Source organism: Actinoplanes sp. DH11, from assembly GCF_020873875.1.
In the GTDB taxonomy this organism is placed as follows: Bacteria; Actinomycetota; Actinomycetes; order Mycobacteriales; family Micromonosporaceae; genus Actinoplanes.
The window spans coordinates 1-24,934 of record NZ_JAHWGU010000026.1; the positions used below are offsets into that span (position 1 = coordinate 1).

Annotated in this window: 8 protein-coding genes; 1 reads left to right on the top strand and 7 read right to left on the bottom strand. The window is 72.8% G+C overall.

Going from position 1 to position 24,934, the window contains the following annotated elements; all coding sequences use genetic code 11:
• On the bottom strand, positions 1–3,364 hold a 3,364-nt coding region (locus LPA41_RS30610; RefSeq protein ID WP_229074505.1), incomplete at its 3' end, for a type I polyketide synthase.
• A gap of 318 nt (positions 3,365–3,682) precedes the next feature.
• On the opposite strand from LPA41_RS30610, the gene LPA41_RS30615 reads away from it, so the two are divergent.
• Complete coding sequence (locus tag LPA41_RS30615) at positions 3,683–6,337, top strand: AAA family ATPase (RefSeq protein WP_229074506.1); 2,655 nt, start codon at positions 3,683–3,685, stop codon at positions 6,335–6,337.
• 17 nt (positions 6,338–6,354) lie between these two features.
• Here LPA41_RS30615 and LPA41_RS30620 read toward each other — a convergent pair whose 3' ends face one another.
• The 6 genes from LPA41_RS30620 to LPA41_RS30645 form a co-directional block, all read right to left on the bottom strand.
• The gene (locus LPA41_RS30620; RefSeq protein ID WP_229074507.1) at positions 6,355–7,233 is read right to left on the bottom strand and encodes a cyclopropane-fatty-acyl-phospholipid synthase family protein; all 879 of its coding nucleotides are present in this window, start codon (positions 7,231–7,233) and stop codon (positions 6,355–6,357) included.
• Positions 7,234–7,262: 29 nt separating this feature from the next.
• Positions 7,263–8,849, bottom strand: a complete 1,587-nt coding sequence (locus LPA41_RS30625; RefSeq protein WP_229074508.1) for a bifunctional 3-(3-hydroxy-phenyl)propionate/3-hydroxycinnamic acid hydroxylase — start codon at positions 8,847–8,849, stop codon at positions 7,263–7,265.
• Positions 8,850–8,878: 29 nt separating this feature from the next.
• Positions 8,879–21,850, bottom strand: a complete 12,972-nt coding sequence (locus tag LPA41_RS30630; protein WP_229074509.1) for a type I polyketide synthase — start codon at positions 21,848–21,850, stop codon at positions 8,879–8,881.
• A gap of 95 nt (positions 21,851–21,945) precedes the next feature.
• Positions 21,946–22,644 carry an HAD-IA family hydrolase gene (locus LPA41_RS30635; RefSeq protein WP_229074510.1) on the bottom strand — a complete coding sequence of 233 codons (699 nt, stop codon included), beginning with the start codon at positions 22,642–22,644 and terminating at the stop codon, positions 21,946–21,948.
• A gap of 32 nt (positions 22,645–22,676) precedes the next feature.
• Positions 22,677–23,744 (bottom strand): Gfo/Idh/MocA family protein, encoded by a 1,068-nt coding sequence (locus LPA41_RS30640; RefSeq protein WP_229074511.1) that lies wholly within the window; start codon positions 23,742–23,744, stop codon positions 22,677–22,679.
• Positions 23,741–24,907 (bottom strand): DegT/DnrJ/EryC1/StrS family aminotransferase, encoded by a 1,167-nt coding sequence (locus tag LPA41_RS30645; protein WP_229074512.1) that lies wholly within the window; start codon positions 24,905–24,907, stop codon positions 23,741–23,743. Before LPA41_RS30645 ends, LPA41_RS30640 begins: the two co-directional genes overlap by 4 nt.
• Positions 24,908–24,934: the final 27 nt, after the last annotated feature.

Here is a 24,934-nt window from a genome sequence, read left to right on the forward strand (position 1 = left end):
GCACACCCGCACCATCAGCCAACAACAACGACACCGCATCACCCACCCGGGTCAAACGCACCCGCAACGACCGCGCACCCGTCGCCACCAACCGCACCCCACCCCACACAAACGGCAACAACGGCCCATCCGACCCCAACAACACACCCACCGGATGCAACGCCGCATCCAACAACACCGGATGAATACCAAAACCCTCAACATCAACATCAACATTGACGTCCGCGAACACCTCACCATCGCGACGCCATAGGCCACGCAAGCCCTGGAACACCGGACCGTAGCCCAAACCAGCCGACGCCAATGCGTCATACCAGCCGGCCACCGGCAACTCCTCAGCACCCGCCGGCGGCCACACAGCCAGCGACGTGTCCTCCACCACCGCACCAGCCACGCCCAACACACCCGAGGCATGCCGGGTCCAGGAGCCGTCCGGATCGCCGGCCGGCTGCGAGTGGATGCCCAGCTCGCCCAGCGCGCCGACGACGACCTGGATCCGCAGGTCGCCGTGCCGGGGCAGGATCAGCGGGTTCTCGATGGTGAGTTCGTCGAGGACCGGACGGCCGGTACGCCGGCCCGCGTGCAGTGCCAGGTCCACCAGTGCGGCGCCCGGCAGCACGACGACGTCCCGGACCGTGTGGTCGGTCAGCCAGGGCTGCGCGGCGGCGGAGAGCGTACCGGTGAAGAGCAGTTCGCCGGAGCCGGCGGAATGTACCTCGGCACCGAGAAGCGGATGGCCGGCCGCCTCGAGACCGAGGCCGGCCGGCGGAGTGCCGCCGACCGTGCCGGAGCGCAGCCAGAAATCCTCGTGCTGGAACGGGTAGGTCGGCAGGTCCACGGTACGAGCGCCGGGGTAGAAGCGGGTCCACTCGGCACCCGCGCCGGCGAGCGCGGTCAGCAGCGTCCGGGGCTCGTCCCGATCCTTGCGCAGGGTCGGCAGGCACACCCCGTCGACGTGGGTGGCGAGGGCACCGGACGGGCCTACCTCGACGAGGACGCTGACGTCCGCGTCCCGCATCGCGGCGAGGCCGTCGGCGAACCGCACCGGCTGCCTGAGCTGCCGCACCCAATACTCCGGGTCCGTCACCTCGGCCCCGGCCGGCGCGCCGGTGACGTTCGAGATCCAGGGCAGCGACGGTGTCTCGAACCGCACCGTCGCCAGCACGGCCGCGAAGTCCGCGACCATCGGCTCCATCCGGGCCGAGTGGAACGCATGACTGACCCGCAACCGCCGCGACCTGTCGAACCGGGCCGCGACTGCCAGGACCGCGTCCTCGTCTCCGGAGATCACCACCGCCCGAGGGCCGTTGACCGCCGCGATCGACACCCCATCAGTGAGGTACGGCGTCACGTCGTCCTCGCCGGCCGGTACGGCGACCATCGCACCGCCCGCCGGGAGCGCCTGCATCAACGCCCCCCGAGCCGCGACCACCTTCACCGCATCGGCCAACGACCACAGTCCCGCCACGTGCGCGGCGGCCAGCTCACCGATCGAATGCCCCAGCAACAGATCCGGGCGCACCCCCCACGACTCCAGCAACCGGAACGTGGCCACCTCGACCGCGAAGAGCGCGGCCTGGGTGTACCGGGTCTCGTCCAGGTGCTCGTGCAGTGCGAAGCCGAACTCGCGGGCGATCTCCTCGTAGGCGGCCGCATAGGTGGGATAGGTCCGGTACAGGCCGTCGCCCATGCCGGGGAACTGCGCGCCCTGGCCGGGAAAGAGCAGGCCCAGCCGGCCACTGGTGACGTGTACGACGTCCAGCGGCGCCGACGGGTCGGTCACCACGGCCCGGTACGGCAGCAGCGCCCGCGTCGTGGCCAGCGAGAATCCGACATCCACCGGGTCGGCGTCGAGGGCCGCCAGCCGGGACAGCTGATCGGGGAGCGCCTCCGGTGAGCGTGCTGAGATCAGCCACGGCACCGGGCCCGGGTTCGGTTCCCCGGTCGGCCGCTCCGGCGTCTCCTCGACTGCCTGATCGAGGGTCTCGACCGCCTGCTCCAGGATCACGTGCGCGTTCGTGCCGCTCACGCCGAACGACGACACCGCGGCTCGCCGCGGCCGATCGACCTCGGGCCACGCCGCCGGCGCGGAGAGGAGGGAGACCGCGCCGGTCGTCCAGTCCACCTCGCCGCTGGGTTCATCGACGTGCAGGGTGCGCGGCAGAACGCCGTGCCGCATCGCCTGCACCATCTTGATGATCCCGGCGACGCCGGCCGCCGCCTGGGTGTGCCCGAGGTTCGACTTGATCGAGCCGAGCCGCAGTGGCTGCTCGCGGTTCTGGCCGTAGGTGGCGAGCAACGCCTCGGCCTCGATCGGGTCACCAAGCGTGGTCCCCGTACCGTGTGCCTCCACCGCGTCGACGTCGGCCGGCGTCAGGCCGGCGTTCGTCAGGGCCTGCCGGATCACGCGCTGCTGGGCCGGCCCGTTCGGAGCGGTCAGCCCGTTGGAGGCGCCGTCCTGATTGATCGCGGAGCCGCGGACCACAGCGAGCACACGGTGACCGTTGCGGCGCGCGTCGGACAGCCGCTCCACCACGAGCAGCCCGGCGCCCTCGGACCAGCCGGTGCCGTCGGCGGTCGCACCGAACGATTTGCAGCGGCCGTCCGCCGCGAGGCCACCCTGCTGGCTGAAGTCCACGAAGACCTGCGGGGTGCCCATCACGGTCACCCCGCCGGCCAAGGCCAGCGTGCATTCACCCGAGCGCAGCGCCTGCACCGCCCAGTGCAGCGCCACCAGGGAGGAGGAGCACGCGGTGTCGATGGTGACGGCGGGTCCTTCGAGGCCGAGGGCGTACGCCACCCGGCCGGATACGACGCTGCCCGAGTTGCCGACGCCGACGAACGCCTCGACGCCCTCGGGCACGTCGATGGCTTTGGCGGCGTAGTCGTGGTACATCAGCCCGGCGTAGACGCCGGTCCGCGAACCACGCAGCGTGCCCGGATCGATCCGGGCATGTTCCAGCGACTCCCAAGAGACCTCCAGGAGCAGCCGCTGCTGCGGATCCATGGCGAGGGCTTCCCGGGGGCTGATGCCGAAGAAGGCGGGGTCGAACCCGTTGGCGTCGTGCAGGAATCCACCCTCGGCCGCGTAGGTGGTGCCGGGCCGGCCGCGTTCCGGGTCGTACAGCGCGTCGACGTCCCAGCCACGGTTCACCGGGAACCCGGTGATCGCGTCGGTGCCATCGGCGACCAGCCGCCACAGGTCCTCGGGTCCGGCGACGCCACCGGGGTACCGGCACGCCATGCCGATGATGGCGATCGGCTCCCGGGTCCGGGCGTCCGCATCGCGGAGCGTCTGCTTGGTCCTTTTGAGGTCCGCGGTTGCCCGCCTGAGATATTCCCGGAGTTTTTCTTCGTTATCCATGTGGCCTGTTCCGTCCCGGCGGACCATTTCGACGATCGACCACTGATCCGGGACCTCCAAAACATGAAGGACAACAAGAATCCGTTGCGGCCGGAATTCAGGAATTGAATACGGTACGAGCGGCATCGGCTGCACCACGAAGCTACGGGTGCGCGTTCTCGCCGTTCAACCCCTAAGTAGCCCCTTCACGCCCCCGACCTGTGTTTCTCGTCGGCCGGGCCGCCCCCACCCACGATTAATAGGGGTTGGTCGAGGCGTTACCAGGAGTTCGCACGGACCGCTGTTGCGTATTCTGATGCTCGGATGAGGTGATGCCCAATGGCTCTTGTCGAGCGAGAGGAGCACCTCGGGCTCCTGGATCGGGCATTGGCCGCGTGCCGGGCCCGCACCGGAGGCGTGGTGCTGATGAATGCCCCGGCCGCCTGCGGGCGGAGCGCTCTGCTGCACGAACTGGCTGGCCGGGCCGAGGCGGCGGGCATGGTCACCATCTCCGCCGAGTGCGCCGGTGGCGAGCACGAACTCGTCCTCGGGGCGCTGACACAGCTGGCACAGCATCCGGCCTTGCGAAGGCCTGACCCGGCGGCGACGACCGGCACCGACCTGTTGCGCGTGGTTCACGACGCCTGCGCCGATCTGCTGCGGCTCGCTGCGAGCCGTCCGGTGCTGGTGACCGTGGACGACATCCGGCACGCCGACGAGGCATCACTGGGGTTCCTGCTGCATCTGGCGCGCCGGGCCTTCGCCGCACCACTGCTCGTGGTACTGACCGACGACGACACCGACCCCGAGCCCCGGCACGTCACCTTCCGCGCCGAGCTGTCGCGCATGCCGGGCTTGCGCCGGGTCCGTCTCGGCCCGCTTTCCCCCGCCGGAGTCCGTGCCGTACTGACCGCACGCGGCGACCCGGCCGAGCCACGCGCCGCCGAGTTGTGGCGGGCAAGCGGCGGCAATCCGCTGCTGGTCCGGGCGCTCGCCGACGATCAGGACGCTGGAGCCGGCCGGCACGAGGTGTACCGGCTGGCGTTGCACAGCCTTCTGCACCGCCTGCCCCGGACGGCCACCCGGGTGCTGCACGGCCTGGCAGTGCTGGACGACGCGGACCCGGCTGAGCTGGCCGTGATGACCGGGGCCGGCGAGGACCTGGTGGGTCGATCGTTGCGGGCGCTGAACGCGGCCGGCCTGCTCGACGACGGCCGGCTGCGGCACCCGGGCGCGCGCGACGCGGTGCTGGCCGACGTCGCGCCGGCCGACCGCCGCGACCTGCACCGGGCCGCGGCACATCTGGTGCGTCGGCGCGGCGGCGGCGTCGCGGAGGTGGCCGAGCATTTGCTGCGGGCCGGCGGCGATGACGCGCCGTGGGCCGCCGACGTGCTGATCGACGCGGCTGCCGAGGCGCTGCACGACGGCCGTACCCCGGACGCGCTCGATGCGCTACGCCTCGCCCGGCAGGCCCCCGGCGTCCGCCCCGAGCGGATTCGGATGCTGCTCGCCGAGGCGGAGTGGCAGGCCGATCCGTCGGCCGCTGCCGAGCATCTCGACGCACTGGTGACGGACGCGTCAACCGGGGTTCTGGACACCGGCGAGCAGGCGGTGGTGGTCAACCGTCTGCTGGCGGCGGGGCGCGCCCCCCAGGCGCGGCAGCTGCTGGACCGGATGCGTGCCGCCGACTCGGCAGGGGTACGCGATCTGGACAGCTGGCTGGCCGCGGCCCACCCGAGGCTGGCCCGCCGGCGCCCGGGCGCGCCGGACACCTTCGCCGTCCGGGCCGGCGCCGACCCCTGGCTGCACAAGGCAGCCCGACTGGCCGACGCGCTGCTCACCGGGCCGGGACCAGGGTCCGCGCGGGTGGCCGAGGAGGCTCTTGCCGGCCTGCGGCTCAACGCGCGGCGTCCCTGGGCGGCCGAGGCGGCGGGCCTGGCGCTGCTGATCCTGTCCACCGCGGATCACAGTGACCCGGCCGAGCGCTGGGGGCTGCGCCTACTGGCCGAGGCACAGGCCCGGCAGTCCGCCAGTTGGCAGGCGATGTTCGGGGCCGCGATGGCGCACATCGTGCTGCAACGTGGCGACCTGACCCGGGCCGGTGACTTCGGCCGGACGGCGCTGGCCGGTCTCTCCGCAGCGTCCTGGGGAGCCGCGATCGGCTTTCCGCTGGCAGCCGTCATCCTGGCCGCCACCCGCCGGGGCGATCACGACGAAGCGGCCAAATACCTGGATCAGGCCCTGCCCAGTGGCACGCTGGACAGCCGGTACGGCCTGCACTACCTGCACGCCCGGGGTCATCACTACCTGTCCACCGGGCATCACTATCCGGCCCTGGCGGATTTCATGTCCTGCGGCGAACTCGTCCGTGGCTGGGGGCTGGACGCGGCCGACCTGGTGCCGTGGCGCACCGACGCGGCGCAGGCATGGCTGCGGCTGGGCAACCCCGAGCAAGCCCGGCAGCTGGTCTACGAGCAGGCCGGACGGGCCGACGCGACGGCACGCACCCGGGCACGGCACCTGCGGGCGCTGGCGGCGACGAGCCCGGTGGCACGCCGGCCGGAGATGCTCGGCGAGGCACTGGAGCTGTTCGAGCGCTGCGGCGACCGCTTCGGACAGGCCGAGGTGCTCGCCGATCTGTGCGCCGCTCACCACGAGACCGGCGACAGGCATCGTGCGCGTATGGTCTTCCGCAAGGCGTGGCATCTGGCCGACGTCCTGAACGCCGTGCCGCTGGCCCAGCGGTTGATGTCCTGGGACGGCGCGGTGCCGTTGCCTGCTGCGGAGACGGAGACGGCCGGGCTGCTCACGTCGCTGACGCCGTCGGAGCGGCGGGTTGCGTCGCTGGCCGTGCTGGGCTGCACGAACCGGGAGATCGCCACCCGGCTTGACGTCACCGCGAGCACGGTGGAGCAGCACCTGACGCGGGTCTACCGCAAGCTCGGGGTGCGCCGGCGCCGGGATCTGCCGCTCGCCCTGGACGCGAGCGCCTGAGCGAGCGACAGTACGATCTAGGCCGGCTTGGTCGCGGTGACCACCACATAGTCGAGCATTGCCAGGTCGGACCCGAGCGTTTCCTGGCCCTCCCACACCCTGATCAGGGTCTCGTGCTGGCCGGGCTCCAGCGACGCCACGAAGTCCGGATCGGCGAGTTGCTCCACCATGGCGCGGCGGTACGGCTCGTACACCCGCTCCCGGATCGACCGGATCGCGCCGGCGGTGAAGCCGACGCCTGCCAGTTCGCCGAGGTAGCGACCCGTGCCGTACCAGTTGGCGGGGTCGTAGGTCCGTGAGATCCAGTCGAACTGGATGGAACGCAGGGCGGTCTGCGGGGTTTCCTGGTCGACCGGCAGGATGTCGATCAGTCCGATCGTGCCGCCGGGACGCAACACCCGGAGCGCCTCCGCGAGGAAGGTACGCCGGGTCCGGAAGTGGAAGGCGCACTCCAGGGCGACCACCCGGTCGAACGTGGCGTCCGGGAACGGAAGGTCGGTGGCCGAACCGAGATGGAACTCGAGCCGGTCCGCCACGCCCTCGTCGGCCGCCCGCCGGCGCGCGCTCTCCACGTGGTGCGGGGTGATGTTGACGCCGTGCACCCGCGCCGGCTGCCTCTCCTGGAGCCAGAGGAAATCCTGGTCGCCATGGCCGAAACCGACATCGAGCACGACGTCGCCGGCAGTGATGCCGGCGGCGTCGGCGAGCAGCCGTGCGAGCGCCTCCGAGGCCGCGTCCATGCTGGTGCAACCGTCGTCCCAGTAGCCGTAGTTCATGTACCGGGTAGACCTGCCCGCGAACTCCAGACTCTCCGGGATCAGCTGGTACAGGTGCCGGACCCGCATGACCGGGTCCAGCGGCACCACCGACGACAGAAACTTTCCGAACGTACGCAAGTCCGACACGGCAGTCCTCTCCATGGAGATCAGCGCACTCCGGCCGGTGCGAGCAGTTGAGCACGCAGGTCGGCGATGAGCGCCGGCACATCGTCGGGGCCGTGGGCGGCGCCGAAGAGATAGAAGTCCGGCCGTACCAGGATGGCGACGGCGTCGGCATCGGACAGATAGGGCAGGTAGACACCGTCGAGGTCGATCACCTCGTCCGAACCGAGATCACCGGGTGGGGTGCCTGCGGGCCGGACGCAGACCGGGTGCCCACCGATGTCGTCCAGGAATACTCTGTCGTCCGGGCGCAGCTCCGCCGCCGCGGTGGTGATCAGCGTGAAGCCCGAACCGACGACCTGATCGAACAATCCGGTCGTACCCTCCCGTTGCACCCGTCCCTGCGGGGTCAGATGCCCGGCCGGTGCGACGATCACGCCGTCCGCGTTGCGGCGCAGGAAGCCGTTGCGGATGGTGTCCGACAAACCCTGCTGCGGCGCCTGCACCGGCGTACCCCGGCGGCGGCTGTCCATGATGAACGTGTCTCGCCCCGCCGCCTTGACTGGATCCGTCTCGCAGAGCACCTTGCCCAGCGTGATGGAGGCCTCGATGGCCGGGCGGACGTGGGCACGGCGCTCGATGGTGTACGAATCCAGCACCGTCTCACCGGCCATCCCGGCGAGCACCAGGTCGAGGCGCCAGGCGAGAGCTGCCGCGTCCCGGATGCCCGAGCACATGCCCTGCCCGATGAAGGGCGGCATGACGTGCGCGGCATCGCCGGCCAGCAACATGCGGCCCGAACGCCAGCGGTTCGCGCATGCGGCCTGAGTGGTGTACACGGCGTGCCGGTCCAGCGTGGCCCGGTCCGGAGTGAGGTCGAACAAGGCGAGCATCCGCCAGACGAAGTCCTCGTCGTCCATCTCGTCGCGGGTCTCCCCCGGCACCCGGAGGAATTCCCAACGGCGATGGCCAGGGCCGGCCGACACCGCCGTACGGGGTCGAGCCGGATCGCAGATCTGGAGATTGTTCGGGCTGAACTCCTGCTCCTCGTGCAGCCGCACGTCGCAGATCAGCCAGTCGGTGGAAAAGCGGTAGTCCGCCATCGATGTGCCGACGTGCTCGCGGACGACACTGTTCGCCCCGTCGCAGCCGATCACCCAGGCCGCCGTGAAGTCCTCGGTAGCGGTGGCCGACCTGGCCCTGACGACCACCTGGTCGTCGCGTTCCGCGAGCGTCTCGGCCTGGTAGCCGCGGAGCACCCGCAGCGTGGGCAGCTCCGCGCCGCGGGCGCCGAGCACCGCTTCCAGGCCGGGCTGGTACATCGAGGTCGACTCGGGCCAGCCGTGCCGGCCGTGCGCCGGCGGCTCCATCCGCATCAGGACATCGCCGGCCGCGTTGCGCCACACGTAGTCGCGGGTCAGCTCGGTGACGGGGACGAGCCCGGCCGCCACACCGCACGCCGCCAGGATGCGGGCGCCCTCCCCGTCGTAGGCGACGGCCCGCGGCATCGGATACGGCTCCGGGTACCGCTCCAGCACGGTCACCGAGTGGCCGCGCTGGGCCAGCAGGATGGACAGCACCTGACCGACCGGGCCGTACCCGACGATCACCACGTCAGCGTTCGTCTGCATACCAGTGCTCCCTCACCGTCGCGGGCCGTTCACGACGAACCCAGTTCGCTGTCGATGGCGTCGAAGAGTTCGTCGTCGCTCGCCGACCCGAGGTCGATCTCCTCGTCGCCGGTTGTGCCGGGTCGCCAGCGCTCGGCGAGCCGCCCGAGCCGACCCACCACCTGCTCGCGGATCGCCTCGTCCGGAGCGACAGCCAACAGGCGTTCCAGCCGGTCCAGCTCGGCCAGCACCGGCGGTGTGACCGGCCCCGCCGTGCCTCCGATCTGCTCGTCCAAATGCCCGGCGAGCGCGACGGGGTTGGGATGGTCGAACACCAGGCCGGCCGGTAGTCGTACCTCGGTGGCCCTGGTGAGCCGGTTCCGCAGGTCCACCGCGGTCAGCGAGTCGAAGCCAGCCTCCTGGAACGCCCGCTCCGGCTCCAACAGCTCACCACCGGTGTGTCCGAGTGCGGCCGCCGCCTCGGCCCGGACCAGCCGCAGCAGCGCGGCGGCTCGGTCGGCCGGGGCGAGACCGGCGATCCGCTCCCGCTGCGACCCGCCGGCCGCCGCGTCACGACCACGAACCGCCGCGCGCCGGCGGACCAGTCCGCGCAGCAGCGGCGAGACGCTTCCGGCTGGTTCGGGGGCGAGGCCGGCGAGGTTGAGGCGCGCGGGCACCAGGACAGGCTCGGGGGAACCGAGCGCGGCGCTGAAGATGTCCAGCGCCTCGGCCGAATCGAGCGCCGCCATCCCCCCTCGGCCGGTCTTCGCCGGATCGCCGTGACCCAGATGCCGGGTCATCTCGCTGGCCTGCGCCCAGAGCCCCCATGCCAGCGACAGCGCGGGCAGGCCCGCGGACCGGCGGCGCACGGCCAGGGCGTCGAGGTAGGCATTCGCGGCGGCGTAGCCGCTCTGCCCGGGACTGCCGAGCGTGCCGGCGGCGGAGGAGAAGAGCACGAACAGGGCCAGATCGTCGTCCCGGGTCAGCTCGTCCAGGTGCCGGGCCGCGTCGGCCTTGGGCCGCCACACGGTCGCCAGCCGCTCCGGCGAAAGGCTGTCGAGCACGCCGTCGTCGAGCACTCCGGCGGCGTGCACCACGCCGATCAGCGGATGTGCCGCCGGCACGGCGGCCAGGGCGGCCGCGAGGGCGTCCCGGTCACCGGCGTCACAGGCCCGGACGGCGACCGTCGCACCCAGCTCGGCCAGCTCGGCGCGGAGTCCGTCGGCCGATTCCGCGGCCGGACCGCTCCGGGAGAGCAGGAGCAGGTGCCGGACGCCGTGATCGGTGACCAGCCGACGTGCGGCGAGGCCTCCGATCAGACCGGTGCCGCCGGTGATCAGCACCGTTCCGGCGGGGTCGAGTGCCGCCGGCCGGTCCGCTGCGGTGTGCCGCGCCAGCCGTGGCACGTGGGCGGCGCCGGCCCGGACGGCGAGCTGGGGTTCCGCGTCCACCGGCAGGTCCGCCACCGCGGCGCGGGACGCGGGGTCGTCGTCCAGGTCGACCAGGACGAAGCGGCCCGGCTGCTCGAGTTGGGCGCTCCGGATCAGCCCCCACACGGCGGCCGCGTCCGGGTTTCCCGTGGTGGCGTTCCTGGTGAGCAATACGACCCGGGCATCGTCGGCGCTTTGGGCGGCGTCCAGCGCGCGCCGGAGCAGGTCCGTGCCGGTGGTGAGGTCGACGACGGCGGCCGGCGCCACCGGGGCCGGGTCACCGGGCGGCAGCGGCCGCCACTCGACCCGGAACAACGACGAAGGGCGGGCGGCAGCGGCCATCGGCCGGAACAGCAGCCGCTCGACGGTCACCACGGATGTGCCCTCCGGACCGGCCGCCTCCAGCCGGACGGCGTCCGCACCGGCCGGGACGATCCGCAGGCGCAGCGCGGCGCTGCCGGGCGTGTGCACGGTGACACCGTTCCAGGCGAACGGCAGCAATGTCTTGCCCTCCCGGCGGGTGTCCAGCGCGCCGAAGCTCGCCGCGTGCAGCGCCGCGTCGAGCAGAGCGGGATGCACGACGTGCCGTTCGGCGCCCTGGAAGACCTCATCGGGGAGGACCACCTCGGCGAAGATCTCAACGCCGCGTGTCCAGACCGCGCGCAGGCCCTGGAAGGGCGGCCCGTACTCGTAGCCGTCGGCCGCCATCCGCGCATAGAAGTCGGTGATGTCCACGGGGGCGGCCGCGCGTGGCGGCCACTGCGCCGCGAACGACATCGGCTCCCGCGGGCTGCCGGGGCTCAGCAGGCCGGTCGCGTGCCGGGTCCACTCCGGCTCCTCGGCCCGGCCGGTGTGGATGCGAACCGGGCGCCGGCCAGTGGCGTCGATGGAACCCACCGTCACCCGCAACTGAAGATCGCCGTACTCGGGCATGACCAGCGGCGCCTCGATGATCAGTTCGTCGACGGCGCCGTACCCCAGCTCGACGCCGGCACGCGCGGCGAGGTCGATCAGGCAGGTGCCGGGCACCAGCACGGTGCCGGCCACCACGTGGTCCCGCAGCCAGACGTGACCTCCGCTGCCGAGTCGTCCGGTACACACCAGCCCGTCCTCGTCGGGCACCCGGACGGCGGCGGTCAACAGCGGGTGGTCGAGGGCCTCGATGCCGGCCGCGCCGACGTCGCCGGTGCGCTCGGGGGCGAGCCAGTACCGGCGACCCCGGAACGGGTATGTCGGCAGCTGGACCGGTCGCGCACCGGAACCGGCGAAGAGCGCCGGCCAGTCGACGGCGACACCGCGGACGTGCAGGCCGGCCACCGCGGCGACCACGGCTTCTGGTTCGTCGCGGTCGCGCCGCAGGGTGGGCACCGCCGCGACCGTGTCCGCGTCCTCGCCGAGGCAGTCCTGCACCATCGCGGTCAGCACCCCGCCGGGGCCGAGTTCCAGGTAGGTGCTGACCCGCTCCGCGTGCAACGCCCGGACCGCGTCGGCGAATCGCACGCCTTGCCGGACCTGCTCGGTCCAGTGGTCCGGTGACAGGAGCATCTCCGCGGAAGCCGGCGCGCCGGTGCGGGTGGAGACCAGTGGGATCGCCGGCGGGCGCAGGTCCAGCTCGGCCACCACGCCGCGGTACCGGTCGAGCATGGGCTCCATGTGCGGCGAGTGGAAAGCGTGACTGGCCCGGATGCGCTTGGTCCGGCGGCCGAGCTGGTGGAAGGAACGGACCAGCCGGGACACCACCTCGTCGTCGCCGGAGACAACCACCGCATGCGGGCCGTTGACCGCGGCGATGCTCACCCGGTCGGCCAGCCCGTCGAGGTGCTCGGCCAATTCGGCCTCGGTCGCCTCGACGACGCACATGGCGCCACCACCGGGCAGTTCCTGCATGAGCCGGCCGCGGGCCGCCACCAGACAGCAGGCGTCCGCGAGTGTCAGCACGCCGGCCACGTGAGCGGCGGAGAGTTCGCCGATGGAGTGCCCGGCAACCACGTCGGGCCGTACCCCCCAGCTCTCCAGCAGACGATAGAGAGCCACCTCCACGGCGAACAGGCCGGGCTGGGTGAACTCGGTCCGGTCCAGCAGCCCCTGATCGTCGCCGAACACGATGTCGGCAAGCTGCCGGTCGAGATGCCGGTCCAGTTCCGCCGCTGTCTCGTCGAACGCCTCCGCGAACGCCGGATACGCCTGGTAGAGACCATGGCCCATCCCCGCTCGCTGTGCGCCCTGCCCGGTGAAGAGGAACGCCAAGCGACCCGACACCGGGGTACCGGCGACCACCTGTCCCCGCGGGTTGCCGGCGGCGAGTTCGCGCAGCTGGGCGCGCAGCCGATCGCTGTCCGGCGCCGCGACGACCGCCCGGAACGGCAGCGCGGCCCGGGTGGTCAGCGTGAGCCCGACGTTCGCGGGCGGCATCCCTTCGGTGGCGGCGAGCAGCCGGGTGGCCTGGTCTGTCAGCCCTTCCGGGGTCTTCGCAGCGAGCAGCCAGGGCACCACGGGCAGCGGCGTACGCGGTGTCGTGTCGGCAGGCTCGGCGGGTGCCTGCTCCAGGATCACGTGGGCGTTGGTGCCGCTGATACCGAACGAGGAGACGGCCGCCCGCCGGGGCCGGCCATGGTCGGGCCACGGGCGCTGGCGGTTGAGCAGCCGCACCGCCCCCGATTCCCAGTCCACCCGGGTGGACGGTTCCGCGGCGTGCAGGGTGCGCGGAAGTACGCCGTGCCGCATGGCCTGCACCACCTTGATGACGCCGGCGACCCCGGCAGCCGCCTGGGTGTGCCCGAGGTTGGATTTGAGCGAGCCGAGCCAGGCGGGCCGATCCGGGTCCCGCCCCTGTCCGTAGGTGGCGAGCACGGCGTGTGCCTCGATCGGGTCGCCGAGTTCGGTGCCGGTGCCGTGGCCCTCCACGAGGTCGACGTCGGCCGCGGTGAGCCCGCCGTTCGCCAGCGCCTCCCGGATGACCCGCTGCTGTGACGGCCCGTTGGGTGCGGTCAGCCCGTTGGAGGCGCCGTCGGAGTTGACCGCCGACCCGCGGACCAGTGCGAGGACGGGATGGCCGTTGCGGCGGGCGTCGCTGAGCCGTTCCAGCAGCAGCACGCCGACGCCCTCCGCCCATCCGGTGCCGTCCGCGCCGGCGCCGAACGCCCGGCACCGTCCGTCGGCGGAGAGGCCACGCTGCCGGGAGAACTCCACGAAACCATCGGGCGAGGCCATCACGGTGACTCCGCCGGCCATCGCGAGGTCGCACTCGCCGCTGCGCAGCGCCTGAGCGGCGAGGTGCAGCGCGACCAGTGACGAGGAGCAGGCGGTGTCCACGGTGACGGCGGGACCTTCCAGACCGAAGGTGTAGGCGACCCGCCCGGACATGACACTCAGCGCGTTGCCGGTGACGAAGTAACCCTCGACGCCGTCCCGGGCCGGTCCGGTCCCGTCGCCGTAACCCTGGTGGAAGGCGCCGGCGAAGACCCCGGTACGACTGCCGCGCAGGCTGTGCGGGTCGACGCCGGCGCGTTCCAGCAGCTCCCAGGCAGATTCGAGCAGCAGCCGCTGCTGCGGGTCCATGGCGAGGGCCTCGCGGGGCGAGATGCCGAAGAATTCGGCGTCGAACCGGTCGGCGTCGGTGAGGAAGCCACCCGCCCGCACGTGCGACGTGCCCGGCCGGTCAGGCGTCGGGTCGAAGAGCCGGTCGAGGTCCCAGCCGCGGTCGGTGGGGAACGGGACCGCCGCCTCGCGGGCCGCCACCACGAGATCCCACAGCTCCTCGGGGGTGCGTGCGCCGCCGGGGAACCGGCCGCTCATGGCGACGATGGCGATCGGGTCGTCGTCGTCCGGGCGCGGCGCGGCCGGACCGGCCGGTGCGGTGGATTCCGCACCGGCGAGGTGAGCAGCGAGGGCAGCGGCGCTGGGGTGGTCGAAGACCACGGTGCTGGGCAGCGCCCGGCCGATTGCGTCGACGAGGCGGACCCGAAGCTCCACCGCCGTCATCGAGTCGAATCCCTGCTCCCGGAACGCCCGGCCGGGGTCGATCGCCGACGCGTCACCGTGTCCGAGCACCAGGGCGGCCTCGTGCCGGATCAGGTCCAGGAAGGCAGCGCGGCGAGCGGACGCCGGCAGGGCGTCGAGCGGCGACCGGTCCGGGGCCGCGGCCTCGGTGAGGGGCGGCGCCTGCGGGGCCGCTTCCGGCAGCTCGGACAGGAGCGGGCTGGGGCGCCCGGAGGTGAATGCGGGGGCGAAGCGCCGCCAGTCCACGTCGGCGACCGAGATCGTCGGCACGCCGGTGCCAGCTTCGCGCAGCAGAGCGGCGACCGCCTGATCCGCCGGCATCGGCAGCACGCCGCGCCGGCTCAGCCGCTCCGCGTTCCCGTCCACCGAGGACATGCCGGCACCGGCCCAGGCACCCCAGGCGATGGAAGTGGCGTTGCCACCGGAAGCGCGACGACGGGCGGCGAGGGCGTCGAGGTAGGCGTTCGCCGCACCGTAGGCGGCCTGGCCGCCGGCGCCCCAGACACCGGCGTTGGAGGAGACCAGGACGAACGCGTCGAGCGGTACGCCGGCGAGTGCGGCGTCCAGATGAGCGGCGCCGGCCACCTTGCCGGCCATGATCCGGGTCAGGTCCGCGACGTCGCTCTCGTCGATGGAACGGAACTCACCGACACCGGCGGCGTGCACCACGGCGGTCAGCGGCCGATCCGCCGGCACGCCGGCCAGTAGCCGGTCCACCGTCGCACGTTCGGCGATGTCGCCGGCGGCGAGGGTGACCCGGGCGCCAAGACCGCGCAACTCGGTGACCAACCGCTCGGCCCCCGGCGCGTCGTCGCCACGGCGGCTGACCAGGATCAGATGTTTGGCCCCCTCGGCAGCGAGCCGGCGTGCCACGTGGCCGGCCACTCCTCCGGTGCCGCCGGTGATCAGCACGGTGCCGCGCGGGCGCCACGGCTGCGGCTCGTCGCCGGCGGGCAGCGGGGCACGCACCAGCCGGCGCCCGAAGGCACCGGACCGGCGGATCGCCACCTGGTCCTCCGGGCCGCCGAGCACGGCGGCGAGCCGGTGCCCGGCACGCTCGTCGAGCACTTCCGGCAGATCGATCAGGCCGCCCCAGCGCCGTGGGTGCTCGAGCGCGGCTGCCAGACCGAAGCCCCAGATCAGGGCCTGCTCCGGGCGGGGCGAGCCGCCGCCCGGCGAGTTCGGCACCGCGCACCGGGTCAGGGTCCACATCGGCGCGGCCACGCCCGCATCGCCCAGTGCGGCGATCAGCGCGTGCACGCCAGCCAGGCCGGCGGTGACTCCCGGGTGACCGGGCATCGGCCGCGCGTCGAGGCCGAGCAGGCACAGCACGCCGGCCGGCTCGGCGGTGTCACGCAGCAGCCCGGCCAGGTTCTCCCTGGTGGCCTGCTCGGGCGTGATACTCAGCGCGGCGATGTCGATCCCGGCCGCGGTGAGGGCGTCCCGTACCACTGCGGCCTCGGTGTCACCGTGCGGCACGACCGCCAGCCAGCGGCCCACCGGCGCGCCCCCGATGCCCGGCAGCCGGCGCCAGTCGATCCGGTACCGCCACGAATCCATCAGGTCCCGGTTCTGCCGCCATCGGCGCCAGGCGGCCAGCACCGGCACGGCCGGGCTCACCGCTCGTTCCGCCGCGCCGTCGCCGGTGACCGCCATCGCGTCGGTGACCGACCGGACGTCCTCACGCTCGACCGCTGCCCAGAACGCTCGATCAGCGGGAGGGACGCCATCGGTGTCCGGGTCGGGCGACTCCGCCGCGAGCCAGTACCTGCTGTGCTGGAAGGCATAGGTGGGCAGGTCGGCAACCGGTCCGGGGCCCGGGATCAAGCTGGACCAGTCGACCGGCAGCCCACGGACGTGCGCCTCGGCCAGCGAGGTGAGCATCCGGCGCGGGCCGCCGTCGTCGCGGCGCAGGGTGCCCACCACCGCGGTGCGGGCTCCGGCGCGCTCGGTGTGCTCACGCAGCGCGGGTACGAGCACCGGATGCGCGCTGACCTCGAGGAAGAAGCCGTACCCGGAGGCGAGCAGCGCGTCGGTGGCCTCGGCGAAACGCACCGGCTGTCGCAGGTTGCGGTACCAGTAGTCGCCGGTGAGCTGTGCGCCGTCCACCCACCGGTTGTCGACGGTGGACCAGATCGGCACCGTACCGCCCACCGGCCGGATGCCGCCGAGGGCTTCCTTGAGGTCCTGTTCGATGCTCTCCACCTGCACGGAGTGCGACGCGTAGTCGACCGGCACCCGTTTGGCCCGCACCCCCTCCACGGTGAGCTGGGACAGCAGCTCGTCGAGAGGCTCGACGGCACCCGAAATGATCACGGAGGCCGGTCCGTTCACCGCGGCCACCGACAGGTCGTCGCCCCAGGGCGCCAGGCGTTCCCCGGCCTCGGCCGGGCTCATCGGCACGAACGCCATGCCGCCGCGCCCGGCGAGACGGGCGGCGATCAGGCGGGCCCGGCGAACCACGACACGGGTCGCGTCGGCGAGGTTGAGGGCGCCTGCCACGCAGGCCGCGGCCACCTCGCCCTGTGAGTGCCCGACCACGGTGCCCGGCTGCACACCGGCCGACTGCCACAGAGCGGCCAGCGAGACCATCACGGCGAATGTCACCGGCTGGACCACATCGACGCGGTCCAGGTCCGGCGCACCGGGGACACCGCGGAGCACGTCGTGCAGCGACCAGTCCACCTCGGTGCTCAGTGCCTCGGCGCATTCCTGCAGCCTTGCCGCGAACACCGGTGCGGTCTCCAGGAGCTCGCGCCCCATGCCCGCCCACTGAGCGCCCTGACCGGGGAAGACGAAGGCGACCGAACCCTCGACGTCGGCACGGCCGGTGATCACGGACGGCCCGGTACGGCCGGTTGCCGTCATCCGGGCGGCGGTCACCGCGACGCCCACCTCCTCGGCCAGGATGACCACGCGGTGTTCCAGCGCGGCCCGGCCACCGGCGAGCATCCGGGCGACAGCGTGCCGGTCGAGGCCACCGCCGGCCGCCTCGGCCAGCCGACCCGCCTGGGCTCGCAGTGCCGGTTCGGACGCGGCGGAGATCGGCCAGGGCACCCAGCCGGCGCGCGGCGGCTCGGGCGGCGACGCCGGCTCGGTGGCCCCCTCCAGGATGAGGTGCGCGTTGGTGCCGCTGACCCCGAACGAGGAGACAGCGCACCGGCGGGGCCGCCCGGTGACCGGCCAGTCCCGGGCGTCATGGAGCAGAGCCACCGCGCCGGTCTCCCAGTCGGCTTCCGGTGTCGGCTGGTCCACGTGCAGCGTTCGTGGCAACACACCGTGTCGCATCGCCTGCACCGCTTTGATGACGCCGGCCACTCCGGCCGCCGCCTGGGCGTGTCCGATGTTCGACTTGAGCGAGCCGAGCCATACCGGCTCGTCCTGCGGACGGCCCTGGCCGTACGTGGCGAGCAGCGCCTGTGCCTCGATCGGGTCGCCCAGTGGTGTGCCGGTGCCGTGCGCCTCCACCAGGTCCACGTCCGCGGCGTTCAGGCCGGCCGCGGCGAGCGCTCTCCGGATGACCCGTTCCTGTGCCGGCCCGCTCGGCGCCGTCATCCCGTTCGACGCGCCGTCCTGGTTCACCGCCGAGCCCCGGATGGTGGCCAGCACCCGATGGCCGTTGCGGTGGGCGTCGGAAAGGCGCTCGAGCAGCAGCAGCCCCGCGCCCTCGGACCAGGCGGTGCCGTCCGCGGCAGCGGCGAACGCCTTGCAACGCCCGTCCGGGGCGAGCGCCCGCTGCCGGCTGAACTCGACGAACGCCCGAGGCGATGCCATGATCGCCACGCCGCCGGCGAGTGCCAGCGTGCACTCTCCGCGACGCAGCGCCTGCATCGCCAGATGCGTGGCGACCAGCGAGGAGGAACAGGCCGTGTCGACGGTGACTGCCGGTCCCTGCAGGCCGAGGGTGTACGAGATGCGGCCGGACACCACGCCGCCCGCGGTGCCGATGTCCAGGTAGCCGGCCGACGTCTCCGGCACCCGGCCCACGCCGCTCGCGTAGTCCTGCCGCATCGCGCCGGCGAAGACGGCGATCTCCGCCCCGCGCTGGGTGTCCGGGTCGATCCCGGCCCGTTCGAACAGCTCCCAGGAAAGCTCGAGCAGAACCCGCTGCTGCGGGTCCATGGCCAGGGCCTCCCGCGGGGAGATCCCGAAGAAGCCGGCGTCGAAACCCGCCGCGTCGTACAGGAAGCCGCCGTGGCGGGTGTGCGACCGGCCGGGCCGTGTACCGGTCGGGTCGGGGCCGAAGAGTTCGGCAAAGTCCCAGCCGCGGTCGTCGGGGAACTCGGAGATCGCGTCGACCTCACCGACGACCACATTCCACAGGTCGTCGGGGGACGTGATGCCGCCAGGCAGACGGCAGGCCATCGAGACGATCGCGATCGGCTCGTCGGGGGGCGGCGCCGTGGCGGCGGCCGGGCGGGTCCGTGCGGGTGCCGCGGTGGTGCTGGTGAGCAGCATCAGCAGCCGTTCCGCGACAGCGGCCGGTGTGGGGCGGTCGAAGGCCAGCGTGGCGGGCAGGCGCAGGCCCGTCGCGGCGGCCAGCCGGTCCCGCAGAGCGACGGCGACCACCGACGTGAGCCCGAGCTCGTGGAACGACCGGTCGGCGCCGGGTGGTGCCTCCCCGGCACGACCGAGCGCCTCGTTGGCGGCAGTGCGGACCAGGCCGATCAGGTGGTGGCGACGCTCGGTGGGGGGCATGGCGGCCAGCGTGCGGCACAGTGCGGCGCGGCGGTCACCGTCCGGCGCCGCGTTCTGCCACGGCATCTCGACGAGCCCGAGCAGCGGGGCGGGCACCGCCGCGGGACCGCCGACCCCGTCGACATCCAGGCGCATCGCTGCGAGCAGTGGCCGGTCGCCGGTCACCGCGACGTCCAGCATCGCGAGCCCGTCCGCGGTGGACAGCGCGCCGATCCCCGGGGCTGCCGACGCCGCGCCGGCCGCCTCCCACGCGCCGTACGCCAGGGCGACGGCCGGTTGCCCGGCCGCGTGACGGCACTGCGCCACAGCATTCAGCGCGGCGGCGGCCGCCGCCTCGGCCGCAGTCGCCGCGGTACCGCCGAGCAGGCCGGACACCGACGACAGGATCAGGAACGCCGACAGGCCCAGACTCCGGGTCGCCGCGTCCAGGTTCACCGCCTCCGCCAGATGCTCGGATTCCCGCCCGGCCCCGGAGGCGACGTGCACGACGGCGCCCAGCCGGCGCTTCTGGCCCGCCAGCAGCGCGTCCAACGCGTCGCGGTCGCTCAGGGCGCACCGCTCGACCGTGACACGGGCGCCGAGCCGGGTGAGTTCGGCCTTGAGTGCCTGCACGGGTCCGCCGGCCGGATCGGGTCCGACGGCCAGGATGAGGTGCCGAATGCCATGCCCGGCGACCAGGTGCCGGGCGATCGCGGCACCCGGTTCGCCGTCGGCACCGGTGAGCAGGACGGTACGGCCGATGTCCAGCCGGGTGTTCTCGGTCCGGGCGCCGGCCCGGGCCAGGCGAGGCAGCAGGATCGTGCCGGACCGGACGGCCGCCTGGGCGGCGCCGGCCGCCAACACGGCCGGCACGCAAGCGGGTGACGACTCGTCGTCCGGCAGGTCCACCACGACCAGACGGCCCGGGTGCGTGTTCTGCACACTGCCGGCCCATCCCCACATCGCCGCCTGCGCCGGATCGGGCACGTCCTCGTCCGGAGTCGTAGCGACGGCGTGCCAGGTAAGCAAAACCAGCGGGATTCCCGCCACGGCCGGGTCGGCGAGCCAGCCAGACGCGGCTGCGGCGAGTCTGCCGGCCGCGGCCGGCAGGTCGTCGGTGGGGGCGGCCGGCACTCCAGGTTCCGCGTGGGCGAGGATCACCATCGCGGGCGCCGCGCCGGCACGGTCGCGCAGACCGTCCGCGTCCGCCACCACGTCGGCCGACAGGCCGGCAGCGCGTAACCGGCCCGCCACCGCCATGGCCGACGGGCCGGTGACCACGCAGTGACCGGGTCCGGCCGATGGGGCGGTCACCGAGGAGAGCGGGTTCCATTCCAGCCGGAACAGGGTATCGAAGTGTCCACCGGTCCCGGCCCGGAGCAGAGCCGGCCGGCTGAGCAGGAGATGCCTGGTCACCTTCCCGGATGCGGTCCGGGGGACTTCGGTGATCTCGTACAACTCCTCCGGGACCTTGAAGTGGGTCAGGTGCTCGCGGCAGAAGGCCAGCAGTTCAGCCGGGTCCACCCCGTCCGGGCCGGGCACCACGAACGCGACCGGTACCTCGCCGAGAGTCTCGTGCGGCTTGCCCGCCACGGCCACGTCGGCCACGCCCGGCACCTGCCTGATCACGTCCTCCACCTCGACCGGATGGATGTTCTCGCCGCCCCGGATGATCAGTTCTTTGATCCGCCCGGTCACCGTGAAGTAGCCGGAGTCATCGCGCCGGACCAGGTCACCGGTGCGGTACCAGCCGTCACGCAGAACGGCCTCGGTCGCCTCGGGCTGATTGTGGTAGCCGGCCATCACGCTGGGGCCGCGTACCCAGACTTCGCCCTCGGCGTCGTACGGCACGTCCAGCCCGGTGTCCGGGTCGACGACCCGGACACCCAAGCCCGGCACCGGCAGACCGCAGGAGCCCGCGACCCGGGCGCCGGTCGGCCAGTTGATGGTGATCGATCCACATGTCTCCGTGCTGCCGTAGGCGTCGAGCAGCGGCACGTCGAACAGCTCCTCGAACGAGCGGCGCAGCTCGGCGCTGGTGACGGATCCGCCCACCAGGCCCATCCGCAGCCGCGGCGCCCGGAACCCGTCGCGGCGAGCGGCCCGGACCAAGTGGTGGTACATCGTCGGCACGCCGGCCAAGAACGTGGCCTCGTCACTCTCCAGCGCCTCCATCACCTCGTCGGCGGCCAGCCCGTCGATCAACCGGGCGGACGCGCCGACGGCGGTCACCCCGAGCACGCAGGCGATGTGCGAGAGGCTGTGGAACAGTGGAAGCGGCCAGACCACCCGGTCCTCGGCGCAGAGCCCGGGAACGGGTACGTAACAGGCCGCGACCGACCAGAGACAGTTGCGCTGCGTGGAGAGCACGCCCTTGGGCCGGCCAGTGGTGCCGGAGGTGTACAGCATCCAGGCCAAGTCGTCCAGGCCGAGATCGTCTCGGGGCGCCCGGGTCGGCTCCTCGGTGGCCATCTGCTCCAGGGACCGAACCCCAGCCGGTGCGGGTTCGGTCCCGGCCGCCACCACCGTGAACTGTCCCCGACCGTTGCACACCCGGTCGATCCGGTCCAGGTGCGCGTCGTCGGTGATGACGACCGAGGCGCCGCTGTCGTCCAGCAGATATGCCAGCTCCGGGTCGGTGACTCGCGGGTTCAGGGGCACACCGATGGCGCCGGCCCGGGTCGTCGCGAGGTAGGCCTCCACCGTCTCGACCCGGTTGCCGAGGCAGATCGCGACCCGGTCCCCGGTCTGCAAGCGAAGGTCGGCCAGGGCGCCGGCGATTCGCCCGGTACGGCGTTCGAGCTCCGCCCAGGTCACCTGACGTGTCGCGTCCTGGAACGCGATCTTGTCGCCGAATCGCTCCGCGTTGGCGCGCAGCAGCTCGGGCAGCGGCTTGATCAGCTCGGTACGCAGCATGCCATCCACCCGTTCCGGTCGTGCCGTCACGGCGGACGGCCTGAACAGGGTCAGTCTCGCGGCAGCCCGCCGTCGGCCGAACCCCTGCCGTGCCCCTAAGACGCCACCGGGCCGGCCGCCGCGGCAGCCGTCCGAGCCTCGGTGGGCACGCACCAGCGCAGGATGTCGAAGGCTTCCCGGGCCACCATGTCGGCGCCGGCCGCGCGCAGCTCAGCCTCGTCACCGGGTCCCCAGACGGCGGCCACCGCGCGCACCCCGGCGGCGTGCGCGCTGGCCAGGTCGGTCACCGCGTCACCCACCATGATCGCCTGCTGAGGCCGGATGCCGAGTTCGTCGAGCGCGCGCCGGACCATGTCCGGCGCCGGCTTGGCGCGGGCCACCTCGTCACCGCCGACCACCAGGTCGAACAGGTCCAGGATGCCGAGCTGGCCGAGCAGCGAGCGGGCACGTACGCCGCTCTTGCCGGTCGCCACGGCGAGGCGTATTCCGCCGGCACGCAACGTGTGCAGCAGTTCTTCGACGCCGTCGTACATCGGCACCAGGTGAGCCAGCCGGTAGCTCTCCCGGACGAACGGCTCCTCCATCGCCAGCGGCAGGTCCATCAGGCGCATGATGTCCGGGAAGTAGCGGCCGAGGTGCCGGTTGTACTCGGTGAACGGCGGCTCGCCCGGCCCGACCACCTCGGCGTACGCGGTACTGAACGCCTGCCGCATGACCTCCGTGCTGTCCACGATCACGCCGTCCATGTCGAAGACGACCAGGCGTACCGGAGTCGAAGTGAACGTGTGCTGCATCGGTTCCTCCAGTGCTCTCGTGCTCGGGGTTGTCAGGCCGGGACGCGGTGCGCGGAGTCGTACAGGCGCTCGATGACGGCGACGGTGCCGCGAGCCTCGGTGATGGCGCGTCCGCGTGCTCCCGGGGCGGTCAGCAGCGCGGGCAACTCGGCGACCTGCCGGGCGTACTCGGACCCGATCGGCTCGTCAGGAACGGCCACCGGCGTGGTCTCGCCGTGCCGGATGGTGGTCAGCCGGGACGGTCCTTCCCGGTTGGGGCTGAATCCGAAGGTGCAGCGCAGCGTTGCGGTGGCCGCGCTCCCTTCCACCCGGATCACCGTGACGTCGGTGGCCTCGTGCGACGCCCAGCTGGCGCGCATCGAGACGGAGACGCCACTGCCGGTCACCAAGAAGCCGCGTGCGGTGTCCTCCACGTCGCCGGTGCCGGCCGTCCCGGCACTGTCCTGCCGCCATGCCGCGCCGGCTGCCGGGTCGTGCAGGAAGTCGTCGGAGAACGTGGCAACAGCCTGCTCGAACGTGGTCGCTCCGAGCAGCCCGGTGACCGTGTCCAGCAGATGCCAGCCCAGGTCGATAAGGGCGCCGCCGCCGGCCTGCCCCCGGTGGGTGAACCAGCCCTTGCCGGCCGGTACCCCGCGGGCACGCACCCAGGCCAGGTCCAGATGGCGGATCCGGCCCAGCGTGGGCAGCAGGTCGCGCAGTGCCCGCACGTCGGCGCGGTACCGGCCGGCGCTGCCCGCGATCAGGGTCGCCCCACCGGCGAGTTCGGCGGCCGCGAGCAGGTCGGCCTCCGCGGAGGTGAGGCAGACCGGCTTCTCCAGGAAGACCGGGACGCCGCCGGCCAGCAGCCGCATACCGATGTCGGCGTGCAGGTGGTTGGGTGTCGCGACGATCGCCAGGTCGATGTCGGCGGCGGTCAGCGCGCTCACGTCCGGGTACACCGGCACCGTGAGCCCGGCCCGCTCCACCTCGGCACGGGCGCCGGGCGCCGGGTCGACCACCGCGGCCACCCGGAACCCGGGCTGAGCCAGCAGGCGGGGCAACCAGATCGACCGCGCGGCCCAGCCGAGACCGACCACGGCCACCCGGAACGGGGCGGTCACCGCCTCTCCAGCACGTCGGCGACGACGTCCGCGATGTCGTGCATCTGCTGCTCCGTGCCGAGCAGCGTGCGGTGGTGCAGCCACACGGCGTCGCCGTTGATCGCCTCGGCGGTCGGGCACCGGCGGGCGATCTCGTCGACAGTCTCCTCCGGCCCGTTGACCTCCCAGAATCCGGGGCACCGGTAGATGGCCCGGAAGCCGGCGAACGCCGGCAGGCCGCGGGCGACCAGTTCGTCGACGAAGGCGTTGCGGCGTTCCTCGCCCATGCCGGGCACCCGGAACATCGCCATGTAGTGCGGGTTCCGGTCGGCTCGCGGGTCGATACGCTGCGGCACCACACCCGAGATCCGGGCCAGCAGGCCGGACAGGACCGGCCAGCGTTGCTCCCGGGTGTCGATCTGTTCTTCCAGCCGGCCCAGCTGCGCGCGCAGGACGGCGGCGGAGAACTCGTTCATCCGGAAGTTCGAGCCGGCGACGGCGTGCATGTAGTGCCGGTCGGTCCGGGGCCGCCCGCAACTGTGGCGCAGAAACGCGGCCTCGTGACGTTCCGTGTCCGGGAAGATCACAGCACCGCCCTCGCCGGCGGTCATCAGCTTGCCGTTCTGGAAGCTGAACGTCGCGACGGAACCCAGCTCGCCGACCCGCTTGCCCTCCCAGGTGGCGCCGTGCGCGTGCGCGGCGTCCTGGATCAGCGGTACACCGGTATCGGCGGAGAGCTTCGCCAGAGCTGTCATGTCGGCCATCTGACCGGCCATGTGCACCGGCATGACGGCCGCGGTGCGAGAGGTGACGGCGGCTGCCGCGGCGGCCGGATCGATGTTGTACGTCTCCGGGTCCACGTCGACCGGCACGGCTACCGCACCGAGCCGCTGGGCGGCCTGTGACGACGAGATGAAGGTGAACGCCGGAACGATCACCTCGGTCCCCGGCCCGACACCGAGGACCTGCAGCGCCAGTTCCAGCGCGTGCGTCCCGTTCGTGACGGCGAGCGCGTGCTTGGCGCCGTGGTGAGCGGCGAACTCGTTCTCGAACGAGTCCACGTGGGAGCCGCCCATCCGCCACCAGCCACTCTGCTCGAGGGCATGGAGCAGGTTCGACCGCTCGGAGTCGTCGAACTGCGGCCAGTCGGGAAACCGGAGTCCGACTTCGGTGGGAGCAACCATGGCGGCCTACCTTTGCGATTGTGGGCT